Annotated in this window: 19 protein-coding genes; 4 read left to right on the top strand and 15 right to left on the bottom strand. The window is 60.7% G+C overall.

Annotated elements, in window-relative coordinates:
* Window positions 1-115 precede the first annotated feature (115 nt).
* The 11 genes from B3M58_RS18195 to B3M58_RS18145 all read right to left on the bottom strand — a co-directional run bounded on the left by B3M58_RS18195 (window position 116) and on the right by B3M58_RS18145 (window position 12,862).
* The gene (locus tag B3M58_RS18195; protein WP_296221237.1) at window positions 116-1,198 is read right to left on the bottom strand and encodes a BMP family ABC transporter substrate-binding protein; all 1,083 of its coding nucleotides are present in this window, start codon (window positions 1,196-1,198) and stop codon (window positions 116-118) included.
* A 301-nt stretch (window positions 1,199-1,499) separates the two neighbouring features.
* On the bottom strand, window positions 1,500-2,855 hold the full coding sequence (locus B3M58_RS18190; RefSeq protein WP_296221235.1) for an 8-oxoguanine deaminase: 1,356 nt from the start codon (window positions 2,853-2,855) through the stop codon (window positions 1,500-1,502).
* Between the two features lie 228 nt (window positions 2,856-3,083).
* Complete coding sequence (locus B3M58_RS18185) at window positions 3,084-4,010, bottom strand: ABC transporter permease (protein WP_296221234.1); 927 nt, start codon at window positions 4,008-4,010, stop codon at window positions 3,084-3,086.
* A gap of 103 nt (window positions 4,011-4,113) precedes the next feature.
* Entirely contained in the window at window positions 4,114-5,211 is a 1,098-nt protein-coding gene (locus B3M58_RS18180; RefSeq protein WP_296221232.1) for an ABC transporter permease, read from the bottom strand.
* A gap of 11 nt (window positions 5,212-5,222) precedes the next feature.
* Window positions 5,223-6,797, bottom strand: a complete 1,575-nt coding sequence (locus tag B3M58_RS18175; RefSeq protein WP_414704107.1) for an ABC transporter ATP-binding protein — start codon at window positions 6,795-6,797, stop codon at window positions 5,223-5,225.
* Between the two features lie 290 nt (window positions 6,798-7,087).
* On the bottom strand, window positions 7,088-7,546 hold the full coding sequence (locus B3M58_RS18170) for an REP-associated tyrosine transposase (protein WP_296221691.1): 459 nt from the start codon (window positions 7,544-7,546) through the stop codon (window positions 7,088-7,090).
* 177 nt (window positions 7,547-7,723) lie between these two features.
* Window positions 7,724-8,308, bottom strand: a complete 585-nt coding sequence (locus B3M58_RS18165) for an IMPACT family protein (RefSeq protein WP_296221230.1) — start codon at window positions 8,306-8,308, stop codon at window positions 7,724-7,726.
* Window positions 8,308-8,979, bottom strand: a complete 672-nt coding sequence (locus B3M58_RS18160; RefSeq protein ID WP_296221229.1) for a TetR/AcrR family transcriptional regulator — start codon at window positions 8,977-8,979, stop codon at window positions 8,308-8,310. Before B3M58_RS18160 ends, B3M58_RS18165 begins: the two co-directional genes overlap by 1 nt.
* A 334-nt stretch (window positions 8,980-9,313) precedes the next feature.
* Window positions 9,314-10,615, bottom strand: a complete 1,302-nt coding sequence (locus B3M58_RS18155; RefSeq protein ID WP_296221227.1) for an NTP/NDP exchange transporter — start codon at window positions 10,613-10,615, stop codon at window positions 9,314-9,316.
* Window positions 10,616-10,773: 158 nt separating this feature from the next.
* Window positions 10,774-11,697: an aldo/keto reductase gene (locus B3M58_RS18150; RefSeq protein ID WP_296221223.1), complete on the bottom strand. Its 924-nt coding sequence runs from the start codon at window positions 11,695-11,697 to the stop codon at window positions 10,774-10,776.
* A 244-nt stretch (window positions 11,698-11,941) separates the two neighbouring features.
* Window positions 11,942-12,862, bottom strand: coding sequence for a LysR family transcriptional regulator (locus B3M58_RS18145; RefSeq protein WP_296221222.1), 921 nt, complete (start codon window positions 12,860-12,862; stop codon window positions 11,942-11,944).
* Between the two features lie 206 nt (window positions 12,863-13,068).
* Between B3M58_RS18145 and B3M58_RS18140 the strand changes: the two genes are divergently transcribed.
* The 3 genes from B3M58_RS18140 to B3M58_RS18130 all read left to right on the top strand — a co-directional run bounded on the left by B3M58_RS18140 (window position 13,069) and on the right by B3M58_RS18130 (window position 16,947).
* Complete coding sequence (locus tag B3M58_RS18140) at window positions 13,069-14,415, top strand: aspartate aminotransferase family protein (RefSeq protein WP_296221220.1); 1,347 nt, start codon at window positions 13,069-13,071, stop codon at window positions 14,413-14,415.
* A 106-nt stretch (window positions 14,416-14,521) separates the two neighbouring features.
* Entirely contained in the window at window positions 14,522-16,018 is a 1,497-nt protein-coding gene (locus B3M58_RS18135) for a CoA-acylating methylmalonate-semialdehyde dehydrogenase (RefSeq protein WP_296221219.1), read from the top strand.
* 455 nt (window positions 16,019-16,473) lie between these two features.
* A complete protein-coding gene (locus B3M58_RS18130; RefSeq protein WP_296221217.1) occupies window positions 16,474-16,947 on the top strand; it encodes a gamma-glutamyl-gamma-aminobutyrate hydrolase family protein in 474 nt (157 codons plus the stop codon).
* 77 nt (window positions 16,948-17,024) lie between these two features.
* Here B3M58_RS18130 and B3M58_RS18125 read toward each other — a convergent pair whose 3' ends face one another.
* The 4 genes from B3M58_RS18125 to B3M58_RS18110 all read right to left on the bottom strand — a co-directional run bounded on the left by B3M58_RS18125 (window position 17,025) and on the right by B3M58_RS18110 (window position 21,604).
* Window positions 17,025-18,119 (bottom strand): hypothetical protein, encoded by a 1,095-nt coding sequence (locus B3M58_RS18125; RefSeq protein WP_296221216.1) that lies wholly within the window; start codon window positions 18,117-18,119, stop codon window positions 17,025-17,027.
* 8 nt (window positions 18,120-18,127) lie between these two features.
* Window positions 18,128-19,408, bottom strand: coding sequence for a hypothetical protein (locus tag B3M58_RS18120; RefSeq protein ID WP_296221214.1), 1,281 nt, complete (start codon window positions 19,406-19,408; stop codon window positions 18,128-18,130).
* A 113-nt stretch (window positions 19,409-19,521) separates the two neighbouring features.
* A complete protein-coding gene (locus B3M58_RS18115; protein ID WP_296221213.1) occupies window positions 19,522-20,349 on the bottom strand; it encodes an NYN domain-containing protein in 828 nt (275 codons plus the stop codon).
* Window positions 20,350-20,632: 283 nt separating this feature from the next.
* The gene (locus tag B3M58_RS18110) at window positions 20,633-21,604 is read right to left on the bottom strand and encodes a hypothetical protein (protein ID WP_296221212.1); all 972 of its coding nucleotides are present in this window, start codon (window positions 21,602-21,604) and stop codon (window positions 20,633-20,635) included.
* Between the two features lie 238 nt (window positions 21,605-21,842).
* Here B3M58_RS18110 and B3M58_RS18105 point away from each other — a divergent pair, with 238 nt between their 5' ends.
* Window positions 21,843-22,670, top strand: coding sequence for an arylamine N-acetyltransferase family protein (locus tag B3M58_RS18105; RefSeq protein WP_296221211.1), 828 nt, complete (start codon window positions 21,843-21,845; stop codon window positions 22,668-22,670).
* The last annotated feature ends 11 nt before the right edge of the window (window positions 22,671-22,681 follow it).

Genomic DNA, 22,681 nt, shown 5'->3' with positions numbered 1-22,681 from the left:
GTTCTGCTGGCGACCAGCAGGGACGGCATCTAGGTGATGTGCCGTGGGAGGGGCTTTAGCCGCGACGATTGGACAGCTCGCGGCTAAAGCCCCTCCCACAGGTTGTTGTAGCCGCTTACTTCGGCAATTCAGCCTTTACGTTTTCCACGTAGTAGTTCATCGAGGCCAGTTCGGCGTTGGTCGCGGCGACGCCGGCCGGGATTTTCTCTACGCCGCTCTGGTCCAGGATCGGTCCGGTGAACGGGTGGAACGCGCCGCTCTTGATGTCGGCGATGATCTGCTCGGCTTCGGCTTTCACCTCGCTCGGCACCAGGTCGCTGATCGGCAGCTTGATGGTGTCTTCCGCCAGGCCGCCCCAGAAATCCTGCGCGGCCCAGTTGCCGTCGATCACCGCCTGGGTGGATTTGACGTAGTGCGGGCCCCAGTCGTTGACGATCGAGGTGAGCACGGCCTTCGGCCCGAAGTGCGCCATGTCCGAGGCGTAGCCCACGGAGTAGACGCCGCGACGCTCGGCGGTCTGGATCGGTGCCGGGCTGTCAGTGTGCTGGAACACCACATCGACGCCCTGGTCGATCAGCGCGTTGGCCGCATCGGATTCCTTGCCCGGATCGAACCAGGAGTTGACCCACACCACCTTGATTTCGGTGCCGGGGTTGTACTTGTCCAGGGCCAGCTGGATGGCGTTGATATCGCGGATCACTTCCGGGATCGGGAAGGAGGCGACGTAGCCGATCTTCTTGGTCTTGGTCATCTTCGCCGCGAGGAAACCGCCGACATAACGGCCTTCATAAGAGCGCGACAGGTAGGTGCCGAGGTTCTTGTCCTGCTTGTAGCCGGTGGCGTGCTCGAAGGTCAGCTTGGGGAATTGCTTGGCCACTTTCAGCGTCGGGTTCATATAACCGAAGGAGGTGGTGAAGATCAGGTCATAGCCGCCCTTGGCCATGTTGCGGATTACCCGCTCGGCATCCGCGCCTTCCGGCACGTTTTCCACGTAGCTGGTTTCGACCTTGTCGCCGAGCTGCTTGATCACCGCCTGACGGCCCTGCTCATGCTGGTAGGTCCAGCCGTGGTCGCCAATCGGGCCGATATAGACGAAGCCGACCTTCAACGGGTCGGCGGCGGAAGCACCTAAGGTGGCGCTAAAGCCAAGGGCGGCAACGAGGGCGCGCAGCAGGGGTTTTTTGCTCTTCTTGTGCATGGTGGGTGCAGCTCCAGTCTGTGTTGGGGTGGCCGTTGGTTGGCTGATCCCCTGACTGCAAAAAACTGACCAATAAGACAGATACGCGTGAATACGCTGCCTGTAGCCATGGCGTTGCTGAAGGCTGAGTTCGTCTGGAGCCGGGTTGGTGCGAGGATATTGAGCCGTGCTGCGTGATGGTGCGGTAGTCGCTGGGTAGGGTGGACATGGCGAAGCCTTGTCCACCGCTGCGCGGGGGTAACCTGGGTTCGATGGGTATCGCTGCGCTCAACCCATCCTACGGGGGTGACGGCGAGTGGCCTTAGCCGGCGATCAACTCACGCGCCGCCTGGCGGTGATCGGCGATCAGTTGGGCGACATCCAGGCCTTCGATCTGCCCGTCGATCACCCGCCAGGTGCCTGCGATCATCATTCGGTCGGCCTTGTCGGCACCGCACAGCAGCAGCGCGGAAAGCGGGTCGTGGCTGCCGGAGAAGCGCAGCTCGTCGAGCTTGAAGAAGGCCAGGTCGGCCTGCTTGCCCACCGCCAGTTCGCCGATATCCGTGCGGCCGAGCAGTTTGGCCGAGCCCTTGCTGGCCCAGCCCAGCACCAATTCCGGGGTGATCTTCTCGGCACCGTAGCGCAGGCGCTGGATATACAGGGCCTGGCGCGCTTCGAGGATCATGTTCGAGGCATCGTTGGAGGCCGAGCCGTCGACGCCGATGCCGATCGGCGCGCCGGCCGCTTGCAGATCGAGGGTCGGGCAGATGCCTGAGGCCAGGCGCATATTCGAGCTCGGGCAATGGCAGATGCCGGTGCCGGCCTGGCCCAGGCGGGCGATTTCGTCCGGGTTGAAGTGGATGCCGTGGGCCAGCCAGGTGCGCGAGCTGAGCCAGCCGACGCTGTCCAGGTAATCCACGGTGCGCAGGCCGAAGCGTTGCAGGCAGAAGTCCTCTTCGTCGAGAGTTTCCGCCAGGTGGGTGTGCAGGCGCACGTCCAGCTCCTCGGCCAGCTCGGCGCTCTGGCGCATGATTTCCTGGGTCACCGAGAACGGCGAGCAGGGCGCCAGGGCGATCTGAATCTGCGCGCCGTCGCCACGCTGGTGGTAGTCATGGATCAGCCGTTGGCTGTCGGCCAGGATCACTTCACCCTGTTGCACGGTCTGCTGCGGCGGCAGGCCGCCGTCGGCTTCGCCCAGGCTCATGGAGCCGCGGGTGAGCATGGCGCGCATGCCCAGCTCACGCACCGCTTCGACCTGCACGTCGATGGCGTTTTCCAGGCCGCCGGGGAACAGGTAGTGGTGGTCCGCCGCAGTGCTGCAACCAGACAGCAGCAGTTCGGCCAGGGCCACCTTGCTGGCCAGGGCGAGCTTCTCCGGGGTCAGGCGTGCCCATACCGGGTACAGGGTCTTCAGCCAGGGGAACAGCGGCTGGTTGACCACCGGGCCCCAGGCGCGGGTGAGGGTCTGATAGAAGTGGTGGTGGGTGTTGATCAGCCCCGGCAGCACCACATGCTCGCGGGCATCGAAGGTCTGCGCGCAGGGTTTGCTCGGTTGTTGCCCGGCCGTCAGCAGTTCAACGATCACGCCATCTTCAATCACTAGGCCGCCAGCGGCGTCGAGGCTGTTGGCCGTGAAGATGGCCAGGGGGTTCTTGATCCAGATACGGGTAGCTGCCATGAGCAGGCTCCTCTGAGGGTGAGTTCAGGTTAGCCAGCTCAGTGTTGACCCTGTCTGCTGATCCAGGTGCGTCGAACGACGTGCCAGCGAAGATACCTGACTCATTGGTCAGGGGCAACGCCAGCTGCGGCTAAAGCGGAGTGCCGCCCGGCAGTACCCACAGCTCACCACATCCTGTGGGAGGGGCTTTTGTGGGAGGGGCTTTAGCCGCGAACAAGGTAAAAAACGTCAGTGCCCCGGCTGCCAGGGCTTGCCCAGGGACACGGGGGCGAGCAGGCGGGTCTTGAGCGCATCGCGCGACAGCAATACCAGCACCAGAATGGTCGCCACATAGGGCAGCATCGCCAGCAGATTGGAGGGGATCGACAGGCCGATGCCCTGGGCCACCAGATGAATGATGCTGGCCAGGCCGAACAGGTAGGCACCGAGCAGCACGCGGAATACCCGCCAACTGGCAAACACCACCAGCGCCAGGGCGATCCAGCCGCGCCCGGCGGTCATGTTCTCTGCCCACATCGGTGTATAGGCCAGCGACAGATAGCCGCCCGCCAACCCGGCCATGGCGCCGCCGAACAGTACTGCCAGGGTGCGTACGCGCAGCACCGGCAGACCCATGGCGCTGGCAGCGTCGGGGTTCTCGCCGACCGCCTGGATGATCAGGCCGATGCGGCTTTTCAGCAGCGCCCAGGCCACTAGGGCAAACAGGGCGAAGGACAGGTAGACCAGAATGTCCTGGGCAAACAGCATGCGTCCGATCAAAGGGATTTCGCTAAGCAGTGGAATGGCGATGGGCTCGAAACCGGCCAGCGGTTTGCCGACCCAGGCCGCGCCAACAAAGGTCGACAGGCCCACGCCGAAGATGGTCAACGCCAGGCCGGTGGCCACCTGGTTGGCGTTAAAGCCCAGGGCCACGGCGGCGAACAGCATCGACAGCAGCATGCCGGCAGCCATCGCCAGCAGCACGCCCAACCACAGGTTACCGGTGGAGAGGGCGACGATAAAGCCGATCACCGCGCCGAACAGCATCATGCCTTCCTGGCCGAGGTTGAGTACGCCGCTCTTCTCGCAGATCAGTTCACCCAAGGCCACCAGCAGCAGCGGCGTACCGGTACGCACCATGGCGTAGAAGATATTGCTTAACAGGTCGATATCCATATTTGAAATCTCAGACTGCACGCTGCGCGCGGTAGGTAAAAATGATGGGGTTATCTGCTTCGTGGGAGGGGCTTTAGCCGCGACATGTTGAATCGCAGAGCTGTCAGGTGGTCGCCTCGGTGAGCTTCTCGCGCTGCGCCCAATTCCACTTCAGCCGTGGCCGATAGAGGATCAGCACGTCGCAGGCGAGCAGGAAGAACAGCATCATTCCCTGGAACAGTTGGGTGATCGCCTGGGGCAGGTTCATGGTCATCTGCGCGTTCTCGCCGCCCAGGTACAGCAGGGCCATCAGCAGGCTGGCGAACAGGATGCCGAGCGGATTCAGGCGGCCGAGAAAGGCCACGGTGATCGCCGCGTAGCCGTAGCCCGGCGACACTTGCGGCACCAGTTGGCCAATCGGCCCGGCTACTTCACCGACACCGGCCAGCCCGGCTAGGCCGCCGCTGACCAGCAGGGCAAACCACACCAGGCGCTTCTCGCGAAAACCGACAAAACCGGCGGCGCGGCGGTCGAGGCCGAGCACCTTGATCTGAAAGCCGAGAAAGCTCTTGTGCAGCAGCACCCACACCGCCACCAGGGCCAGCAGGGCGAAGTACAGGCCGCCATGCAGGCGACCGTCTTCACTCACCAGCGGCAGACGGCTGGCATCGCCGAACATCGCCGACTCGGGGAAGTTGAAGCCGGCCGGGTCCTTGAGCGGGCCATGCACAAAGAACAGCAGCAGGTTCAGCGCGATGTAGTTGAGCATGATGCTGGTGAGGATTTCGTTGGCATTGAACTGCGTGCGCAGCCAGGCGGTCAGGCCGCCCCAGGCCGCGCCCGCCGCCACGCCTGCGAGCACCACCCAGACCAGCGCCCAGCGGCTGTCCCAGTCGATAATCTGGATCGCCATGGCGCTGCCGGCCAGTGCGCCGAGCAGCAGCTGTCCTTCGGCACCGATATTCCAGATGCGCGCCTGATAGGCCACGGCCAGGCCGAGGGCGCAGAGCAGAATCGGCAGCGCCTTGACCAGCAGTTCGGAGACGCCATACCAGTCGGCCAGTGGCGCAATCAGCAGCGTGTGCAGGGTTTGCAGCGGGTCGTGGCCGAGTAGGCTAAACAGCAGCGCGCCGCTGAGCAGGGTCAGCACGGCGGCGAGCAGTGGCGACAACCAGAGCATGGCGCGCGATTGCTGGCCGCGCGGTTCGAGGGATAACAGCATGGAAAACTCCGTCAGCTCAGGCCGGCTGCAGTGGCTGCGGGCGTGATTGTGATAGGGGGCAACGGGGCGAACTCGCCGGCCATCCAGCGGCCGACATCAACGGCTTCGGTTTCTGCCGTGGCGGCCAGGGGCGAGAGCTTGCCGCTGCACAGGGCACCGATGCGGTCGCTGATCTGGAACAGCTCGTCGAGGTCTTCGGAAATCACCAAAATCGCCGCGCCGGCATCACGCAGGGCAATCAGCGCACGATGAATCGCCGCCGCCGCGCCCACGTCCACGCCCCAGGTCGGGTGCGCGGCCACCAGCAGTTTCGGGTTCTGCAGGATTTCGCGGCCGAGGATAAATTTCTGCAGGTTGCCACCGGACAGGCTGCGCGCGGGCGCATCGGCATCCGGCGTTTTTACCGCAAAGCGTTGGATGATTTCGTCAGCCAGGGCGCGCACCTTGCCGCGCTGGATCAGGCCCTTGCTCAGCAAACCCTGTTGGAAGGCAGTGAGCAGGGCGTTATCACTCAGGCTCATATCCGGCACCGCGCCGTGGCCCAGGCGCTCGGCCGGAACAAAGGCCAGGCCCAGCTTGCGCCGCGCATCCGGGTACAGGTCGGCAATCGGCAGGGTGTCCAGGCTGATGCGTTCGCGCTCGCTGCGCGGCAGGCGGGTTTCCCCGCTAAGCAGGGCCAGCAGTTCGTCCTGACCATTGCCGGCGACCCCGGCGATGCCGACGATCTCGCCGCTGCGCACCTCCAGGCGGATCTGGCTGAGGGTGCAGCCGAACGGGTCGGCGTTGTGCCAACTCAAATCATCCACGCGCAAGCGCGGCAGGCCGCCGCTGGCTTTCGGGTAACTGCTTTCCAGGCCCTCGGCATCGCCAACCATCAGCCGCGCCAGCTGCAGGTCGCTGCATTCGGCCGGTACGCAATGCCCCGACACCTTGCCGCCGCGCAGCACCGTGGCGCTCTGGCACAAGGCGCGCACCTCGCCGAGCTTGTGGCTGATAAACAGAATGCTGCAACCCTCGGCGGCCAGCCGGCGCAGGGTGACAAACAGCTCGTCGGCCTCCTGCGGGGTGAGCACCGAGGTCGGCTCATCGAGGATCAAGAGTTTGATGTCCTGCATCAGACAACGGACGATCTCTACCCGTTGCCGTTCGCCTATGGACAGGCTGTGCACCAGGCGGCCCGGTTCCAGGGCCATGCCATAACGCTGGGAGACTTCGCGGATTTTCGGCTCCAGCTGCTTCGGTGTGCCGGCCGCCGCGCCCATGGCCAGGGCGATGTTCTCCGCCACGCTCAGGGTCTCGAATAGCGAGAAGTGCTGGAACACCATGCCCACACCGAGACTGCGGGCCATGGCCGGGTCACGCATCTTCAGGGCCTCACCCTGCCAGCGGACTTCGCCGCTGTCGGGCTGGGTGACGCCGTAGATGATCTTCATCAGGGTGCTCTTGCCGGCCCCGTTCTCGCCGAGCAGCGCATGGATTTCCCCAGGGGCGATGCTCAGGTCGATACGGTCGTTGGCCAGGCAGCCGGGATAGCGCTTGCTGATACCGCTCAGCTGCAAGCGTGGAACAGAGGGGGAACTGGACATGGGCAGTGGCTCAGGAATGACAACTGGCCTGGCTAAAGCAAAAAGCTGGCCAGTGGGTCAGAAACGCTGGCGGCCAGCGCCCGTGCACGCCTCGCCGCAATGCCATGTCAGGCGCAGGCTCCAGCGTGGTGCGCAGTCTTACGGTTTGGTGCGTTTTGGCGCATCACGGGCAATAACTGGGCGTTCCCCCCGCTCCTACAAGTGAGCGTGTGTTGATCAGAGATTTTAAGAACGCTACCGCCCCTGTAGGAGCGGGCTTGCCCGCGATAAATCCTGAGGTCGATGCAGGCTTACAGCCACACCGCATCCCATAACGGGTAATCACCAATATGTTTTACCAGCCCCGCGCGCAATGGATTGGCGACGATATAACGAGCTGCCGATTGCATGTCTTCATCCTGGCGTAGCGCGCGGTCGTGGTAACCCGGCTGCCAGATTGGGCCCTGTGTGCCAAGACGCTGATTGATCTGCCGTGCACTGTTGCTTTTGATGCGGCGCATCAGTTCATCCAGCGAGCCTGACTGCAGTTGCACAAGCCAGTGCAAGTGATCGGGCATTACCACCCAGGCCAGAGACGCAACCTTTTGCTGCTCATGGGCTGCGCGCAGTTCAGTGATCAGTAAGCGGGCCAATGCGAAGTCATTAAACAGCGGGCGGCGCTGCAACAGGGCTGCGGTCAGTAGGTAAAGGCGATCCGGCTCTGAATGGCGGCCACGCCGCAGGTTGCAGCCATGGGGTTTTGCAGGCATTCCATTGCCTCTTGTGGTGTATTCGAGATTGATCGCGGGCAAGCCCGCTCCTACAGGGGGCAGGCGTGACCGGGATGGCCGTCGTTGCACGTTTTTGTAGGAGCGGGCTTGCCCGCGATAATTCGTGAAGTTGGGTGCAGGCTCAAAGCGTCAATGAGGAAGTGTAGTGCAGTGGATCTACAACGGCCGCAACTCAATCCGCCCACGGCTGATATCCGCCAGCAGCCGCTGCAACTCGGCAACCCGTGGCGGGGGGATGGCCAGGTGCAGTTCGGCACCGCTGGCGTCGTAGCTCTCGCTTTCCAGCAGGCAATCGAGTTCCGCCAGGCGCGCCTTGAGCAGCGGCAGTTCGGCGAACAGGCAATGGCAGCGGTACTGCGCGCGGGCGATCAGCTCGCGGCGCGGAGCGGCTTGCAGGCATTTGTTGGCGCTGCCGCCGTAGGCACGAGCGAGGCCGCCGGTGCCGAGCTGGATGCCGCCATAGAAGCGGATCACCAGCACCGCCACCTGATCCATTTCCTGGCTCTCGATGGCGGCAAGGATCGGCCTGCCCGCGGTACCGCCGGGCTCGCCGTCGTCGCTGAAGCGGTACTGCTGGCCGACCTTCCAGGCCCAGCAGTTATGGCTGGCGCTGGCATCGCTGTGCGCGGCGATAAACGCCTGCGCCTCGGCCGCGCTGGCAGCCGGCGCGGCGAGGGCGATGAAGCGGCTTTTGCGAATCTCCTCGCGGTAGTCGCAAGGGCCGAGCAGGGTGAAAGGCATCAGGCGTCTTTGACGGGAGGCGTCAGGCCGCAGCCCTTGAGGATGATGCGCACCAGGTTATCGCTGGCTTCTTCGTAGTCCACTTTGGTCAGGCGCGAACGGCCGGTGACGCGGCAGATCTGCGAGGCGAAGTCGGCGTAATGCTGGGTGCTGCCCCATAGCAGGAAGATCAAGTGCACCGGGTCGACCGGGTCGATCTTACCAGCGGCGATCCAGCCCTCGAACACCGCGGCGCGGCCGCGGAACCAGGTCAGGTAATCCTGGTTGAAGTAGTCCGACAGGCATTCGCCGCCGCTGATCACTTCCATGGCGAAGATCCGCGAGGCCTTGGGGTAGCGCCGCGAAAACTCCATCTTGGCGCGGATGTAGCGGGTCAGCGCTTCGGCCGGGTCGTCGTCGACGGTGAGGGTGTTGAAGGTGCTGTCCCACAGTTCGAGGATGTTGCTCAGCACCGCCAGGTACAGGCCCAGCTTGTTGTTGAAGTAGTAATGCAGGTTGGCCTTGGGCAGGCCGACATTCTGCGCGATGGTGTTCATGCTGGTGCCCTTGAAGCCATGGCGGGCGAACTCTTCCTCGGCGGCAGCGAGGATGGCTTCTTCATTTTTCTGGCGGATGCGCCCGGCAGGCTTGCCGGCGGAATGGGCGCTGTGCGCGGGGACTTCAAAGGTCATGGGCGATTCCGAACTGATCAGGGAGCGGAGCGAGAGCACAGATACCCCACTGTTGGCGAGGTGACAAGCGCAAGGCGCAGAAAAACCGCTGTCGATGGCCTTTAGCCTAGGCGATGCACCGCAGTTGTGCGGTGGAGCGCTGCGAGTGCACGGTTTCTGGCCGGACGGTCGGTTGGGTTGAGGCACGAAGCCTACGTAGCCCGGCCCAACAGGGAGCCGCTTGTGGCTGCGCTCGACGCGTCATATGCCCTGGCTGCGTGCCCCTCGTCAGCACCCACCTACTGGCATCGCAGCCCAAGCCCGGATGCCATCCACGACGGGCATGGCAGCAGCCTCAGTCGCGCAACTCCGCGTTTGCCGGTTGCGTGCTCTGTTCCTTGCGCCCACCCAGGTACCAGCCCAGTGCCCCCCACAATGCGGCGCAGGCGGCTCCGGCCAGGGCGGCGATCAGCACGCCGTTGGCGAGCATGTCGAGCAGCGCTTTGGCCCAGGCGCTGACGGCGTCGCCGGCGCGGTAGACCACGGTGTCGATAAAGTTCTTCGCCTTGTATTTGCTCTCGGCATCCAGCGGGGCGAAGAGCATTTCCCGGCCGGGGCGGACGAAGGCGTATTCGCCGACCCGGCGTACGATCATCAATGCCGCGAGCATGGCGAAGGTCGGCGCCAGGGCCAGGCCGATAAAGCCCAGGCAGACCAGCAGCGGCACCCCGGCGAGCAGGGCGCGAATGCCAAAGCGCTGGGCGATTCGTCCGGTGATGAACAGCTGCGCGAGCAAGGAGAGCGCCTGCACGCAGAAGTCGATCAGGCCGAACACGCGGATTTGCTCGTTGCGCTCGGGGAAGGTTTGCGCCACCAGCCGCGCCTGCTCGAAATAGAGAAAGGTGCTGGCGGTGGCCAGGAGGATGACGAAGGCGCTAATGCCCAGCAGGTAGGGCGAGGCGAGCACGCGGGTGAGGCCGCTGAACGGGTTGCCAAGCACCGGCTGGCGCGGGTTTTCGCTGGGCGGCGCGTCGGGGCGGCCGGCGCCGCCCAGGGCGCGCCAGGTCATCAGCTGCTGCTTGGCCAGGATCGCCACGCCGAGCAGCAGCGCCGCTAACAGGATCAAACCGCTCTGCCCAAGGCCATCGATCAGTAACGCGCCCAACGCCGGGCCGGCCAGGCCGCCGCAACTGGCGCCGGCGGCGATAAAGGCGAACAGGCGCCGGGCCTGGGTGGCATCGAATACATCGGCCATCAGGCTCCAGGCCACCGAGACGACGAACAGGTTGTAGACCGAGATCCACACGTAAAACACCCGCGCCACCCAGATGTCGTCGCCGGCCTGCTGGAACAGCGCGGCGAAGGCCAGCAGGTTGACGATGAAAAAGCCGTACACCCAGTCGATGTAGCGCGCCCGCGCCACCGTCGAGTTGAGCCAGGCGAACAGCGGCACGGCGGCGAGCATCACCAGGAAGGTCGCGGTGAACAGCCATTGCAGGTTTTCCACGCCGCCACGAATGCCCATGGCCTCGCGAATCGGCCGCAGCATGAAGTAGCCGCTGAACAGACAGAAGAACAGGCCGAAGCCGCACAGCGCGGCGAACAGTTCTGTGGGCCTGGCGTTGATCGCTGTCGCTAGGCGCTGGGCTGGGGTCATGAAACTGCCTTTTCGCACTGCTGTGGGATGACTGCGTAGGCGCCAGCAAGTTGGCGCCTACGGGGCTTGGTCGGTGCTGCGCAGTCGCCGCTAGGCTGGTCCGCCGAGTAATCGGCAGGTGGTGGACAAGGCTTCGCCATGTCCACCCTACAAAAGCGTTAGGTAAACGCCTGGACGATCTTCGCGCGCAGGGCCGCATCCGGCAGGCGTCCCTGGCCAGCTTGCAGGTTGTCGGCCATGTAGCGTGGGTTGGAGGTGGCGGGAATCACCGCCGTCACCGCCTGATTGGCGAGGATGAACTTGAGCAATAACTGCGCCCAGGAGGTGGCGTCGGTTTCCATCGCCCAGTCCGGCAGTGCCCGGCCCTTGACCCGGCTGAGCAACTGCGCGCGCTGGAACGGCCGGTTGATCAGCGTGGCGATGCCATGGTCGGCGCAGTACGGCAGCAGGCGTTTCTCGGCGTTGCGTTCGCCCACCGAGTAGTTGAGCTGGACGAAATCCACCGGCTCCTGGGCGAGCACCGCGAGCAGGTCGTCGTGGGCCGATTCGATGTAGTGGGTAATGCCGATATAGCGCACCTTGCCCTGGGCTTTCAGCTCACGCAGCAGCGCCAGCTGAGTGCGTGTGTCTTGCAGGTTGTGCACCTGCACCAGGTCGAGTTTGTCGGTTTGCAGGGCCTTGAGGCTGGCCTCGAACTGCGCCATGCCGCGCTCGCGGCCAGTGGCGGAAATCTTCGTGGCAAGAAACGCCTTGCCCTGGGTGTTGGTGCGTTTGAGCAATTCGCCGGTGACCGCCTCGGAGGCGCCATAACTGGGCGCCGTATCGATCAGCCGCGCGCCGCCGTTGATAAAGGTGCGCAGCACCTCGTCGAGTGGTTTGAGGCTGGCGTCATCGAGGCGTACATCGAAGGTGCGTGAGGTGCCCAGACCAATCACAGGCAGCTTTTCGCCGCTGGACGGGATCGCGCGTTGCAGCAGTTGAGTGGGATCAGCCGCGAAGGCGAAGCGTGGCAACCAGGGCGCGGCAGCCGCGAGGGCGAGCAGGGTGGCGCTGCGCTGGATGAAGTGACGACGGTTGGGCATGGTGTCCTCCGTGGTGGCACTGCACAGGAAGTGGCAGAGAGGCGCCCTCGCAACGAGGGCACCGACCGAGCATAGACCTGTGACCGCAGCGCTCCGCCGCCGGCTTCCGGCCAGTTGTTACCTGCTGTGTCGATTTGCGTGGGGCAGACCCCATGCGCAGGCGCACGGCAAGAGCCCCGCCGTGCTATCGCCGGCGGCGTAACCGCTCGCGGCTAAAACCCCTTCCGCCCGAGCGTGCGCTGTTTCAAGCGCTGGCCGCCAGGGCGTCGAGAAAACTCTCCAGCACCAGGTGCGGGCGGCGGCCTTTGCGGGTGACGGAAGCCAGGCTGAGGTCGTAGAAGCGCGTGCTTGGCTTCAGCGCGCGCAGGCGGCCCTGTTGCACCCAGGCGCTGGCGTAATGGTCGGGCAGGTAGCCGATGTAGCGCCCGGTGAGAATCAAGAACGCCATGCCTTCGCGGTCCGAGGCGCTGGCGGTGCAGTTGAGCGTCTGGTAGTGGCTTTGCACCTCCGGCGGCAGGCGGAAGGTTGGGGCGATGGCGTCCTGATCATTCAGCCGCGCCTCCTCAAGCTGCTGATCGTCGACATAAAACAGTGGGTGGCCGACCGCGCAGTAAAGCAGCGAACGCTCGTCATACAGCGTCTGGTATTCCAGCCCGGACAGCGCATTGGTCTGCGGCACCACGCCAATATGCAAACGGCCGTCGAGCACGCCTTGCTCCACTTCGCTCGGCGGGGTCATGCGGATGTGGATGCGCACGTCCGGGCCGCGCTCCTTGAGCCGCGCCAGGGCGTTGGTGATGCGCATATGCGGCACCGTTACCAGATTGTCGGTCAGGCCGATATTCAGCTCGCCGCGCAGGTGCTGGTGCAGGCCGTTGACCTCGGTGCGAAAACTCTCCAGCGCCGCCAGCAGTTGCTGGGTGCTCTGGTACACCTCGCGGCCTTCTTCGGTCAGGGCGAAGCCGGCGCGGCCGCGCTGGCACAGGCGCAGACCGAGGCGCTGTTCGAGGTCGCTCATCTGCTGGCTGATCGCCGAGCGACCGATGCCCAGCACGCTTTCGGCGGCGGAAAAGCCGCCACACTCGACCACGCTGCGAAACAGCTTGAGTAAACGGATATCGAAGTCGCTGACCTGGGCCAGCGGATCGGGGCGGCGGGTGCTCATTTGTTTAGTCACCGGATAACTAAAGATAAGAAGAGTCGTGTTTTCCTGACTCTAAGCCCGTGGCACCTTTACTGGCAACAGATGCGCTTTCTCTGTGGGAGGGGCGGGCGGCGATCCGCTTTAGCCGCGATGATCGACAGCTGTCGCGGCTGAAGCCCCTCCCACGGTACCTACACCGATGAAGTTGCCCATACGCGAGGCCGCCGATGAACATGCCGCAAACCACCACCCCGTCCCTGGCCAGCCAGCTCAAGCTGGATGCGCACTGGATGCCGTTTTCCGCCAACCGCAATTTTCAGCGTGACCCGCGCTTTATCGTCGAGGCCTCCGGCAGCTGGCTGACCGACGATCAGGGCCGCAAGGTCTATGACAGCCTGTCCGGCTTGTGGACCTGCGGCGCCGGCCACTCGCGCAAGGAAATCCAGGACGCGGTGGCCAAGCAGCTCGGCACCCTCGACTACGCCCCCGGCTTCCAGTACGGCCACCCGCTGTCGTTCAAGCTGGCCGAGCAGATCGCCGACCTGATGCCGGGCGAACTCAACCACGTGTTCTTCACCGGTTCCGGCTCCGAGTGCGCCGACACCGCGGTGAAAATGGCCCGCGCCTACTGGCGCCTGAAAGGCCAGGCGAGCAAAAGCAAACTGATCGGCCGCGCCCGCGGTTACCACGGCGTCAACATCGCCGGCACCAGCCTCGGCGGCATCGGCGGCAACCGCAAAATGTACGGCAGCCTGATGGATGTCGATCACCTGCCGCACACCCTGCAAGCGGGCATGGCCTACACCCAGGGCATGGCCGCGACCGGCGGCGTCGAACTGGCCAACGAGCTGCTGAAACTCATCGAACTGCACGACGCCTCGAACATCGCTGCGGTGATCGTCGAGCCGATGTCCGGCTCGGCCGGCGTGATCGTGCCGCCAGTCGGCTACCTGCAACGGCTGCGCGAAATCTGCACGCAGCACAACATCCTGCTGATCTTCGACGAAGTGATCACCGCATTTGGTCGCATGGGCAAATGGAGCGGCGCCGAGTACTTTGGCGTCACTCCGGACATCGTCAACACCGCCAAACAGATCACCAACGGCGCCGTGCCGCTGGGCGCGGTGATCGCCAGCAAAGAGATCTACCAGACCTTTATGAACCAGCCGTCGCCCGAGCACATGGTCGAGTTCACCCATGGTTACACCTACTCCGGGCACCCGGTGGCCTGCGCCGCTGGCCTGGCGACCCTGGAGCTGCTCAAGCGCGACAACCTGGTGCAGCAAGCCGCCGACCTGGCGCCAACGTTTGGCGCGGCGCTGCATGGCCTGAAAGGCAGCAAGCACATCGTCGACATCCGCAACTGCGGCCTGGCCGGCGCGATCCAACTGGCCCCGCGCGACGGCGACCCGGTGATCCGTCCGTTCGAAGCCGGCATCGCCCTATGGAAAGCTGGCTTCTATGTGCGCTTCGGCGGCGATACCCTGCAATTCGGCCCAACCTTCAACGCCAAGATGGAAGACCTCGACCGCGTGTTCAACGCCGTGGGCGACGTACTCAACCGCCTGGATTAAGCCAAACACTATTCCCTGTAGGAGCCAGCTTGCTGGCGATGCTTTTAAAGCCTGATCGCCAGCAAGCTGGCTCCTACAAAACCAGATCCGTTATTAAGGAATTGCCATGACCCTCGTTAACCACCTGATCCACGGCGAACTGACCGCCGGCACCGGCCGCAGCGCTGACGTGTTCAACCCGTCCACCGGCGCAGCGACCAAGAAAGTTGCCCTGGCCGACCGCGCCACCATGCAACTGGCCATCGACTCGGCCAAGGCCGCCTTCCCGGCTTGGCGCAACACCCCGCCGGCCAAGCGCGCCCAGGTGATGTTCCGCTTCAAGCAGCTGCTTGAGCAGCACGAAGCGACCATCTCCAAGCTGATCAGCGAAGAGCATGGCAAGACCCTGGAAGACGCCGCCGGTGAACTCAAGCGCGGCATCGAGAACGTCGAGTTCGCCTGCGCCGCCCCGGAAATCCTCAAGGGCGAGTACAGCCGCAACGTCGGCCCGAATATCGACGCCTGGAGCGACATGCAGCCAATCGGCGTCGTGGCCGGCATCACCCCGTTCAACTTCCCGGCCATGGTGCCGCTATGGATGTACCCGCTGGCCATCGTCTGCGGTAACTGCTTTATCTTGAAGCCGTCCGAGCGCGACCCAAGCTCCACCCTGTATATCGCCCAACTGCTGATCGAGGCCGGTCTGCCGAAAGGCGTACTCAACGTGGTGCACGGCGACAAGGAAGCGGTGGATGCGCTGATCGAAGCGCCGGAAGTCAAAGCCCTGAGCTTTGTCGGCTCCACGCCAATCGCCGAATACATCTACAGCGAAGGCACCAAGCGCGGTAAGCGCGTCCAGGCCCTGGGCGGCGCGAAAAACCACGCCGTGCTGATGCCTGATGCTGACCTAGACAACGCCGTCAGCGCACTGATGGGCGCGGCCTACGGCTCCTGCGGCGAGCGCTGCATGGCCATCTCCGTGGCCGTGTGTGTAGGCGACCAGATCGCCGATGCCCTGGTCGAGAAGATCGTGCCGCAGATCAAAGCCCTGAAAATCGGTGCCGGCACCTCCTGCGGCCTGGACATGGGCCCGCTGGTTACTGCTGCTGCGCGTGACAAGGTCAAAGGTTATATCGACGCCGGTGTGGCCCAGGGCGCACGCCTGGTGGTCGACGGTCGCGACCTGGTGGTGGCGGGCAACGAAAACGGCTTCTTCGTCGGCGGCACCCTGTTCGACAAGGTGACCCCGGAGATGACCATCTACACCGACGAAATCTTCGGCCCCGTGCTGTGCATCGTCCGCGTCGGCAGCCTGGAACAAGCCATGCAGCTGATCAACGACCACGAATACGGCAACGGCACCTGCATCTTCACCCGCGACGGTGAAGCGGCGCGGCTGTTCTGCGACGAGATCGAAGTCGGCATGGTCGGCGTCAACGTACCGCTGCCGGTGCCAGTGGCCTACCACAGCTTCGGCGGCTGGAAGCGTTCGCTGTTCGGCGACCTGCACGCCTACGGCCCCGACGGTGTGCGCTTCTACACCCGCAAGAAGGCCATCACCCAACGCTGGCCGCAGCGCGCCAGCCACGAGGCGGCGCAGTTCGCTTTCCCGAGTAATGGCTAACAGGCCGTTGTAAAACTACCTACGTTGCCCCCTTCTAATAAAAGAAAAGGGTGTTAGAAACAGGCTCGGCTGCCTCGGCTACGTTTTTCAACAATCTGTCGTAACACCCAAAGGGGCTGATCGCAGGATCAGCCCCCTTTTTTTGATGCATGCTCCCGCACCGTGGGAGGGGCTTTAGCCGCGAGCTTTCACATTGGCCTGAATATGGCTCCAATTGCGTAGCCGAGCCTGACGCATGGCATCAGCGCAGCCACAGGATAAATCCATCACCCGCAGGAATATTGGTTCTGTAAGCGGCTTTGGCCGCGATCCGTGATCAAGGCGCCAGCCGATGTTCGCGGGCAAGGACTAGGCGTCCCCCTCGCTCCTACAAAAGCAGCATCGCAAGGTGGCTTGAGCGCAGCGATAGCTATCCTCCACAAAACCCCGCGACGTGAGCGTGCTGCGCTTGGTGCGTGCCTGCCTGGAACGTGGCATTCCCTTCCTTGGGTGTGCAGAAACTCAATGTGCTGTTCGGCGGCACCCTGCACCGTGAAGTGCATGCAGTGGCCGGCCGCCTCTACCACCGCGAGGTGAAGGACGTACCGGACGACGTGGCCTACGGCCCGATGCACAATGTAGCCCTGACCGATGGCGGCGTGCTGCATTCGTTGTTCGGCGAGCGGCAGATCAAGGTCAACTCGTTGCACGGTCAGGGGATTGATCGATTGGGCGAGGGCTTACAGGTTGAAGCCGTGGCCGAGGACGGGCAGATCGAGGCGGTCAGTGTGATGGGCGCCAAGGCATTTGCCGTTGGGGTGCAGTGGCATCCTGAGTATCGCTATTGGGAGAATCCGCAGTACGACGCACTGCTGGGGGCGTTTCATCAGGCGGCGCGGGAATATCAGGTGAAGAAGCTTGAGTGCCGCAGTGAGGCGGCGTTGGTCTAAACACTGCGTTGGTGATTGAAAAAAAAGGCCCGTCGAATGACGGGCCTTATTGAATTCTCTCGTAGGCACTCTGGATGTTACGTGAGTTCAGAAATAGCCGTTGTTAGACGAGTGTGGAGGTCCTTTGGAAGCCCTGTTGCAGATACGAGATAGTCCGAGGCTGCTGTCATAAATTGCTTTGTTCTATTTGAGGTTTTTAGTCGAGCTCGTAAATGTTTGTCGATTTCAACATCATTATCGGAGAGGAACCTCATTGCGAGTTCTCGACAAGGTATCAAGGTCGAGCTTATCTCTGCAGGAGCGTTTAGCAGATTTCTAGATAATTCAATAAATTTCGCCCAGCCGGGAAGTTCAAGCTCTGCTTTTTTTTGCCCCGTAAACTCAAGCGCTGCATTCTTAAGGTCGCGGCGTTGTATGTAGCTCTCTCTGCCTCCCCATATGTAGAACCTGAGTAGCTTTTCATAGTTTTCGATACTCATGTCAGGGTCATAAATGTCAGAAAGCTCGGAGGAGATAGGGGCAAAAACTAGCATTAACGACATGACAAGGGTCAGGTATACAGACATGTGTATATCTTTGTCTGGATCAAGCTCTCCTTTAATAGTGCGGGCTATCCCAAGTAACTCTCTTAGGGATTTACAGTGGTCTTGCTCTATAGGTATTCTGCTATTTAAAAAGTCGCCCGCTGTTTTGAGTTTTGGGTTTTTTTCGAAAATTTCTAAATATTTGTGCCAGTTACATATCTTAGAGGAATAGGAAAGCTGGTCTAAATACCCGATATTTGCGGACTCGGCATATGCATCGAAATCGCTCTCAGTGAATAGGTGAACATTAAGGGATTTTGCGCTTAATCTGTGTGCTTCAGATGCCTTCTTTGTAAGTATTACATATGATTCATCGCATCCGGTGTAGCTCATTACTCCGGATGCCCAAAATGCCCGGTTAACGGCACTCATTTTGTTAACTGTTTTGCAGTCAAATAATATTCTTCTGGGTTTCCCTCTCCGGGATATTTCAACCCCCATTACGTCGATGTCGGTAATTACGGTGTTGATTTCGGTTACTTCGCGTAGGTTACTTATTATTACTTCAAGAAATGGAAGTATGTTGTTAGATAAGCAATATCGTATGGCTTTTTGTTTTTGAAATGTGTCTTTATCTGAGATGGCCATGGCTTACCTTAAATGTCCAGATTTAGAAGTAGTTGATCCATTTCATGCTTTGCTTCTTCTGCAATTTGTATTTGTTTTCGTTTTCTCATTTCGGATGAGGAAATTATTGATTGTATATATGTCTCATCTTTTGAGAACGATAACCTTGCCTCTTTGTTAACCTCGAGGTTTGCAAGGCTACCTCCTTCTAAAAGCTTTATCGCAATGTTAATGGCTTGAATGTTTTCCTCTGAATTTATTAGTTTCAGCTGATAGCGCTTTCCACCTGTCGGTATCAGGTTTGCTACTTTCATGAAAACAAGATTTTTATACTGTTCCGGTGCTTCTGAATTGCTTTTTAAATATCCTTTGTCTCTTAGGCTGCGTAAAAGTGCCAGTGGCCAGTTTATTTTGTATTCATCAGGCATGAGTTGACCCTTCCGAACGCAAGAGATTAGTGCCATTGCTCTTTCGTAAACTTCTCGGTTTGATGCGTTTAGTCGAGTTGAGCCAGGGTTAGGAGTGAAAATAAACTGTTCTGTCTTTGTGGTTCCAAAGCTTATGGATGGGGGCTTTAATATCCCTTCTGATGCCATTGTGTGAATTAGAGAAAGCTCAATGCTGTCAAGCTTTTGACCTCCAATTTCTGATTGTTGCATGACTAAAGAAAGTGGCCAGCCTTGATTGGACTTTACTTTGTCCAGCACGTTTTTTATTTTAGTTGAGCCTGATTTTGCTGTAAGGTCAGCAAGGCCGTCGAGGTTGTCGGCAAAATAATAGGGGCTAAGTATTATTTCTTTACCTCGGGCGCTGTGGGTACGAAGAAGCCCGCTTGACTCTCCATATCTAAAGCAAGTATCAAAAATTTGTTTGTCGGTTGATACGGAATTTATTAGTCGTTGCTTGTTTTCTGGTTTGCTGGAGATTTCATTTAGTATTGCAAGCATGGCGAGTTCTGTTTCGTTTAGATCGCCTGGTTCGGTGTAGTCACCTATCAGTTGGTAGATGCTTTTGAAATGCGGTATTTTTGGGATTATGGATTTTATATTTATTTTTGATCCTATTACGTCGATAAATTCAAGTTCGCTTAGTATTTGTATGACTTGTTTTAATGCAAGTGATGGTATTTTGAAATAGTAGTACGAGGCCATTTTTAGGACCTCATATTCTATTTCGCCTAGGCCTCTTATGTGTATTGAAAGAGTTGCTGCCATGCCTAGTAATTTTAGATGATCAAATTCTGGTGATTCATAGTCGCCAAGGGCGTTATGGATGTCGTAGGAGAATTCTGCAATTTTAATTTTTTCCATGTCTGCAGTTAACCTCAATTGGTAATGGATGCAGTATTATTTCTTCTGGAGGGAATTTATAGATCCGTAATTTGATTTGTCCTAAACGCGCCCTGAATTCAGTTCTTTATTCGCTACTTGGCTAGTTTACGATTTCTTGCATATAACGATTTTCCGCCAGTAGCGGTTACCCCGCGTTCCTGCATTTCAAAGCGGCTACCAAGGGCTTTGATCAAATCGCTAAGCTTCTTATGGCCATAAAGGCGCGAGTCGAAGTCCGAGCGCAATTTGCTGATGTTCATGCCGAGAGCACCTAAGTGGCACCAGCCATCCTCGTCCGAATTGTCATCGATCACCTTGGCAATAAAGTCCACCGGCACTTTCTGCGGTTTGACCTTGGCCGGTGCGGGCGGCGTGGCGGGTTTGCTTTCTGTTGTGATGGCGGGTGCCGGCGTTGCGGCTGACGCACCGTTGCCAGGACTTTCTGGTTCGGCAGGTTCGGCGTCGTTGCGCAGCAGTTCGGTGTAGATAAATTTGTCGCAGGCGGAGACGAACGGCTTGGGTGTTTTCTGTTCGCCAAAGCCGATGACTTCCAGCCCTTCTTCACGTAGGCGGGCGGCCAGGCGGGTGAAGTCGCTGTCGCTGGAGACCAGGCAGAAGCCATCAAAGCGCCGGGTATAGAGCAGGTCCATGGCGTCGATGATCAGTGAGCTGTCGGTGGCGTTTTTGCCGGTGGTGTAGGCGAACTGCTGCATGGGTTGAATCGAGTGTTCCAGCAGCACCTTCTTCCAGCCGCCCAGTTGCGGGCCGGTCCAGTCACCGTAGATGCGTTTGACGCTGGCGACGCCGTATTTGGCGATTTCCTCGAACAGGCCTTCAACGATTGCGGCTGAGGCGTTGTCGGCGTCGATTAGCACGGCAAGGTGCTTCTGCTGCCGAGGTGGGCTGGATTTGGCGGCCATGCTTCTTCCTTGAATGAGGTTGGCTCGACATTACTGCGAATAGGTGGCTATGCGCCATAGTTTGCGCATTGGCTTTTGGTCTTGGGTGCGCGCGCCGCTTAGGCGTTGTTCGTGCTGGTGGTTGCGCCCTGCGAGCTAGCCAAGTGAATCGCCGTAAGGGCGAACCCCGGATATGACAAGTTGCTTGTCGAGCTGTGATGGGCATCGCTGCGCTCAACCCATCCTACGGCTGCGTGGTGTGCTGGCCGCTATGCCAATAAGGCGTTTGTGGTTGTTTTGTGCGTCAGGGGTAGGTCACGCGATAGGCGACCGGGAAGTGGTCGCTGCGCAGGACTTTGCCCAGGTAAATCCTTTCGACGGTGTTGTACACCTCGTTCGGTTTGAAGTGGTGGACGGACTTGAATGTGTCCACTTCGTCGGACAGTGTTTTGACCGAGACCGCGGCGTGGCACACGGAGTCCCATTCGCAGTTTTCGTTGATGTAGGCGTAGTCCAGCAAGGAGGGCACGGCGATATCGCCAAACGCAACATCGCTGCCCATGCAGTAATTCACGTAGTCGCTTTCGCTCAGTTGCACGCCGCCGTAGGCGTTCTTTTTCTCCTCGGCGTAGAGCTTTTTCGCCAGGGAGAGTGAGGTGCGCACGGAGATGTGGGTGAACCCGGCTTTGCCCGGTGTGCAGCGCAGCATTTGTTCCTTGCTGGGGTTGAGGGTGATTGACTTTGCGGCGTTGCTGGCCTCGGTATTCAAATCGCCGCCGAAGAACACCAGGCGTTTAATTTTGCCGTCTTGCTCTTGCAGAGTGCCGAGCAGTTGAATGTCGTCGCGTACCTGCGCGGCGGCTTTGTAGGAGGCGTTGGCGTGGCAGAAGGCGAAGAGGTTGTCCTGGTTGTCGCTCAACAGCAGGGTGGCGCGGATCGCCTGGTCGCCGAGCGGAAGTTCGAATTTTTCGGAATATTGATCCGCCACGTCGTTCCTGACAAACACCATGGAGCCCAGGGTCGTGCTCTTGCGCAAGCCGCCTTCCTGGCTGAGCGAGGCTTTCAGTTCGTAGGTGCCCTTCAGGTCGTCCACCAGTTTCAAGTTCGGGTTGCCGGTGGTGCCGACCTCGAACAGTGCAAGAATCTCCGGCTTCAGCATCATCAGGGTGCCGGTCAAGGCATCCAGTTTTTCCTCATACGCTTCGCTCATCGGCTTGCGTACGTTCTGGTTGTTGAGGTGCTGGGTATTCCACATCAGTATCTTGACGGTCGGCATGCGCGCTCCTTCCCCTGATATTCACACTCCGTGATGCCCGTTGCCGCGCGCCTCTGGTGTGCCGCTGGGCTAACGTTCAAGCCTAGCAACTGTAGGCAATGTGGTCCGTGTTGCAACCCGGTGGCGGCGCTTGTGTTTGCGGCATTAGCTGCTTGGCTAAGAGGGCGTCTTGTGCGGCGGTTAGCGGTTAGCACCGGATGAGCGAAAGGCAATCTATCTGTGGCAAGGAGCACCCCCGATGGACGAGCTGTACCAGCTGGAACTGGAGACTTACCTCACGCGGCTGGGCTACCGCTCGGCGCCGCCGCCGACTCTGGAAACCCTGCGCGAGTTGCAGTGGCGGCACACCGCCGAGTTTCCCTTCGAGACCTTGTCGACCCTGCTGCGCGCGCCGGTGCCCATCGACCCGTCTGCCGTGCAGGACAAGCTGTTTAGGCAGGGGCGCGGGGGGTATTGCTTTGAGCTCAATCGGTTGTTTCTGTTGCTGCTGCACACCCTCGGTTTCGAGGCGCGCGGGCTGATCGGGCGGGTGGTGATGGGTGGGCCGGAGGATGCGTTGACCGCGCGCACTCACCTGTTGCTGCTGGTGACCATCGACGGCACGCGCTATATCGCCGATGTCGGTTTTGGCGGCATGGTGCCGACCGCGCCGTTGCTGCTCGACAGCGAAGCGCCGCAGGCCACTCCGCACGAGGCTTACCGGCTTACTCAGGTCGAGGGCCGCTATACCTTGCGCGCGCAGGTGGCCGAGAGTTGGCGGGCGATGTATGTGTTCGATCTGCAACCGACGGCGGATATCGATTACACGGTCGGCAACTGGTACGTGTCGACTCACCCGGACTCGCCTTTCCTCGGCCAACTGATGGTGGCGCGTAGCGGACCACGGATGCGCAAGACCTTGAACAACGCCAGTTTCGCCATCCACCGTCTGGATCAAGGCAGCGAGCGCGTGCAGTTGCAGAGTGTCGAGGAGCTGCTCAGGGTGCTGCGGGAGGAGTTCGGCCTGCGGGTGCCGGAGCACCCTGACTTGCATGGGATCATCGCGCGGTTGGTCGCCAGCCCGTGAGCCGTGTGGGG

This window comes from Pseudomonas sp. UBA2684, assembly GCA_002354655.1.
Taxonomy (GTDB): domain Bacteria; phylum Pseudomonadota; class Gammaproteobacteria; order Pseudomonadales; family Pseudomonadaceae; genus Aquipseudomonas.
This window is presented reverse-complemented; position numbering and strand designations above follow the sequence as displayed.

Coding starts and splice junctions, on each gene's coding strand:
- B3M58_RS18195 (WP_296221237.1), bottom strand. CDS start 1,198: ATGCACAAGAAGAGCAAAAAACCCCTGCTGCGCGCCCTCGTTGCCGCC.
- B3M58_RS18190 (WP_296221235.1), bottom strand. CDS start 2,855: ATGGCAGCTACCCGTATCTGGATCAAGAACCCCCTGGCCATCTTCACG.
- B3M58_RS18185 (WP_296221234.1), bottom strand. CDS start 4,010: ATGGATATCGACCTGTTAAGCAATATCTTCTACGCCATGGTGCGTACC.
- B3M58_RS18180 (WP_296221232.1), bottom strand. CDS start 5,211: ATGCTGTTATCCCTCGAACCGCGCGGCCAGCAATCGCGCGCCATGCTC.
- B3M58_RS18175 (WP_414704107.1), bottom strand. CDS start 6,797: ATGTCCAGTTCCCCCTCTGTTCCACGCTTGCAGCTGAGCGGTATCAGC.
- B3M58_RS18170 (WP_296221691.1), bottom strand. CDS start 7,546: ATGCCTGCAAAACCCCATGGCTGCAACCTGCGGCGTGGCCGCCATTCA.
- B3M58_RS18165 (WP_296221230.1), bottom strand. CDS start 8,308: ATGCCTTTCACCCTGCTCGGCCCTTGCGACTACCGCGAGGAGATTCGC.
- B3M58_RS18160 (WP_296221229.1), bottom strand. CDS start 8,979: ATGACCTTTGAAGTCCCCGCGCACAGCGCCCATTCCGCCGGCAAGCCT.
- B3M58_RS18155 (WP_296221227.1), bottom strand. CDS start 10,615: ATGACCCCAGCCCAGCGCCTAGCGACAGCGATCAACGCCAGGCCCACA.
- B3M58_RS18150 (WP_296221223.1), bottom strand. CDS start 11,697: ATGCCCAACCGTCGTCACTTCATCCAGCGCAGCGCCACCCTGCTCGCC.
- B3M58_RS18145 (WP_296221222.1), bottom strand. CDS start 12,862: ATGAGCACCCGCCGCCCCGATCCGCTGGCCCAGGTCAGCGACTTCGAT.
- B3M58_RS18140 (WP_296221220.1), top strand. CDS start 13,069: ATGAACATGCCGCAAACCACCACCCCGTCCCTGGCCAGCCAGCTCAAG.
- B3M58_RS18135 (WP_296221219.1), top strand. CDS start 14,522: ATGACCCTCGTTAACCACCTGATCCACGGCGAACTGACCGCCGGCACC.
- B3M58_RS18125 (WP_296221216.1), bottom strand. CDS start 18,119: ATGGCCATCTCAGATAAAGACACATTTCAAAAACAAAAAGCCATACGA.
- B3M58_RS18120 (WP_296221214.1), bottom strand. CDS start 19,408: ATGGAAAAAATTAAAATTGCAGAATTCTCCTACGACATCCATAACGCC.
- B3M58_RS18115 (WP_296221213.1), bottom strand. CDS start 20,349: ATGGCCGCCAAATCCAGCCCACCTCGGCAGCAGAAGCACCTTGCCGTG.
- B3M58_RS18110 (WP_296221212.1), bottom strand. CDS start 21,604: ATGCCGACCGTCAAGATACTGATGTGGAATACCCAGCACCTCAACAAC.
- B3M58_RS18105 (WP_296221211.1), top strand. CDS start 21,843: ATGGACGAGCTGTACCAGCTGGAACTGGAGACTTACCTCACGCGGCTG.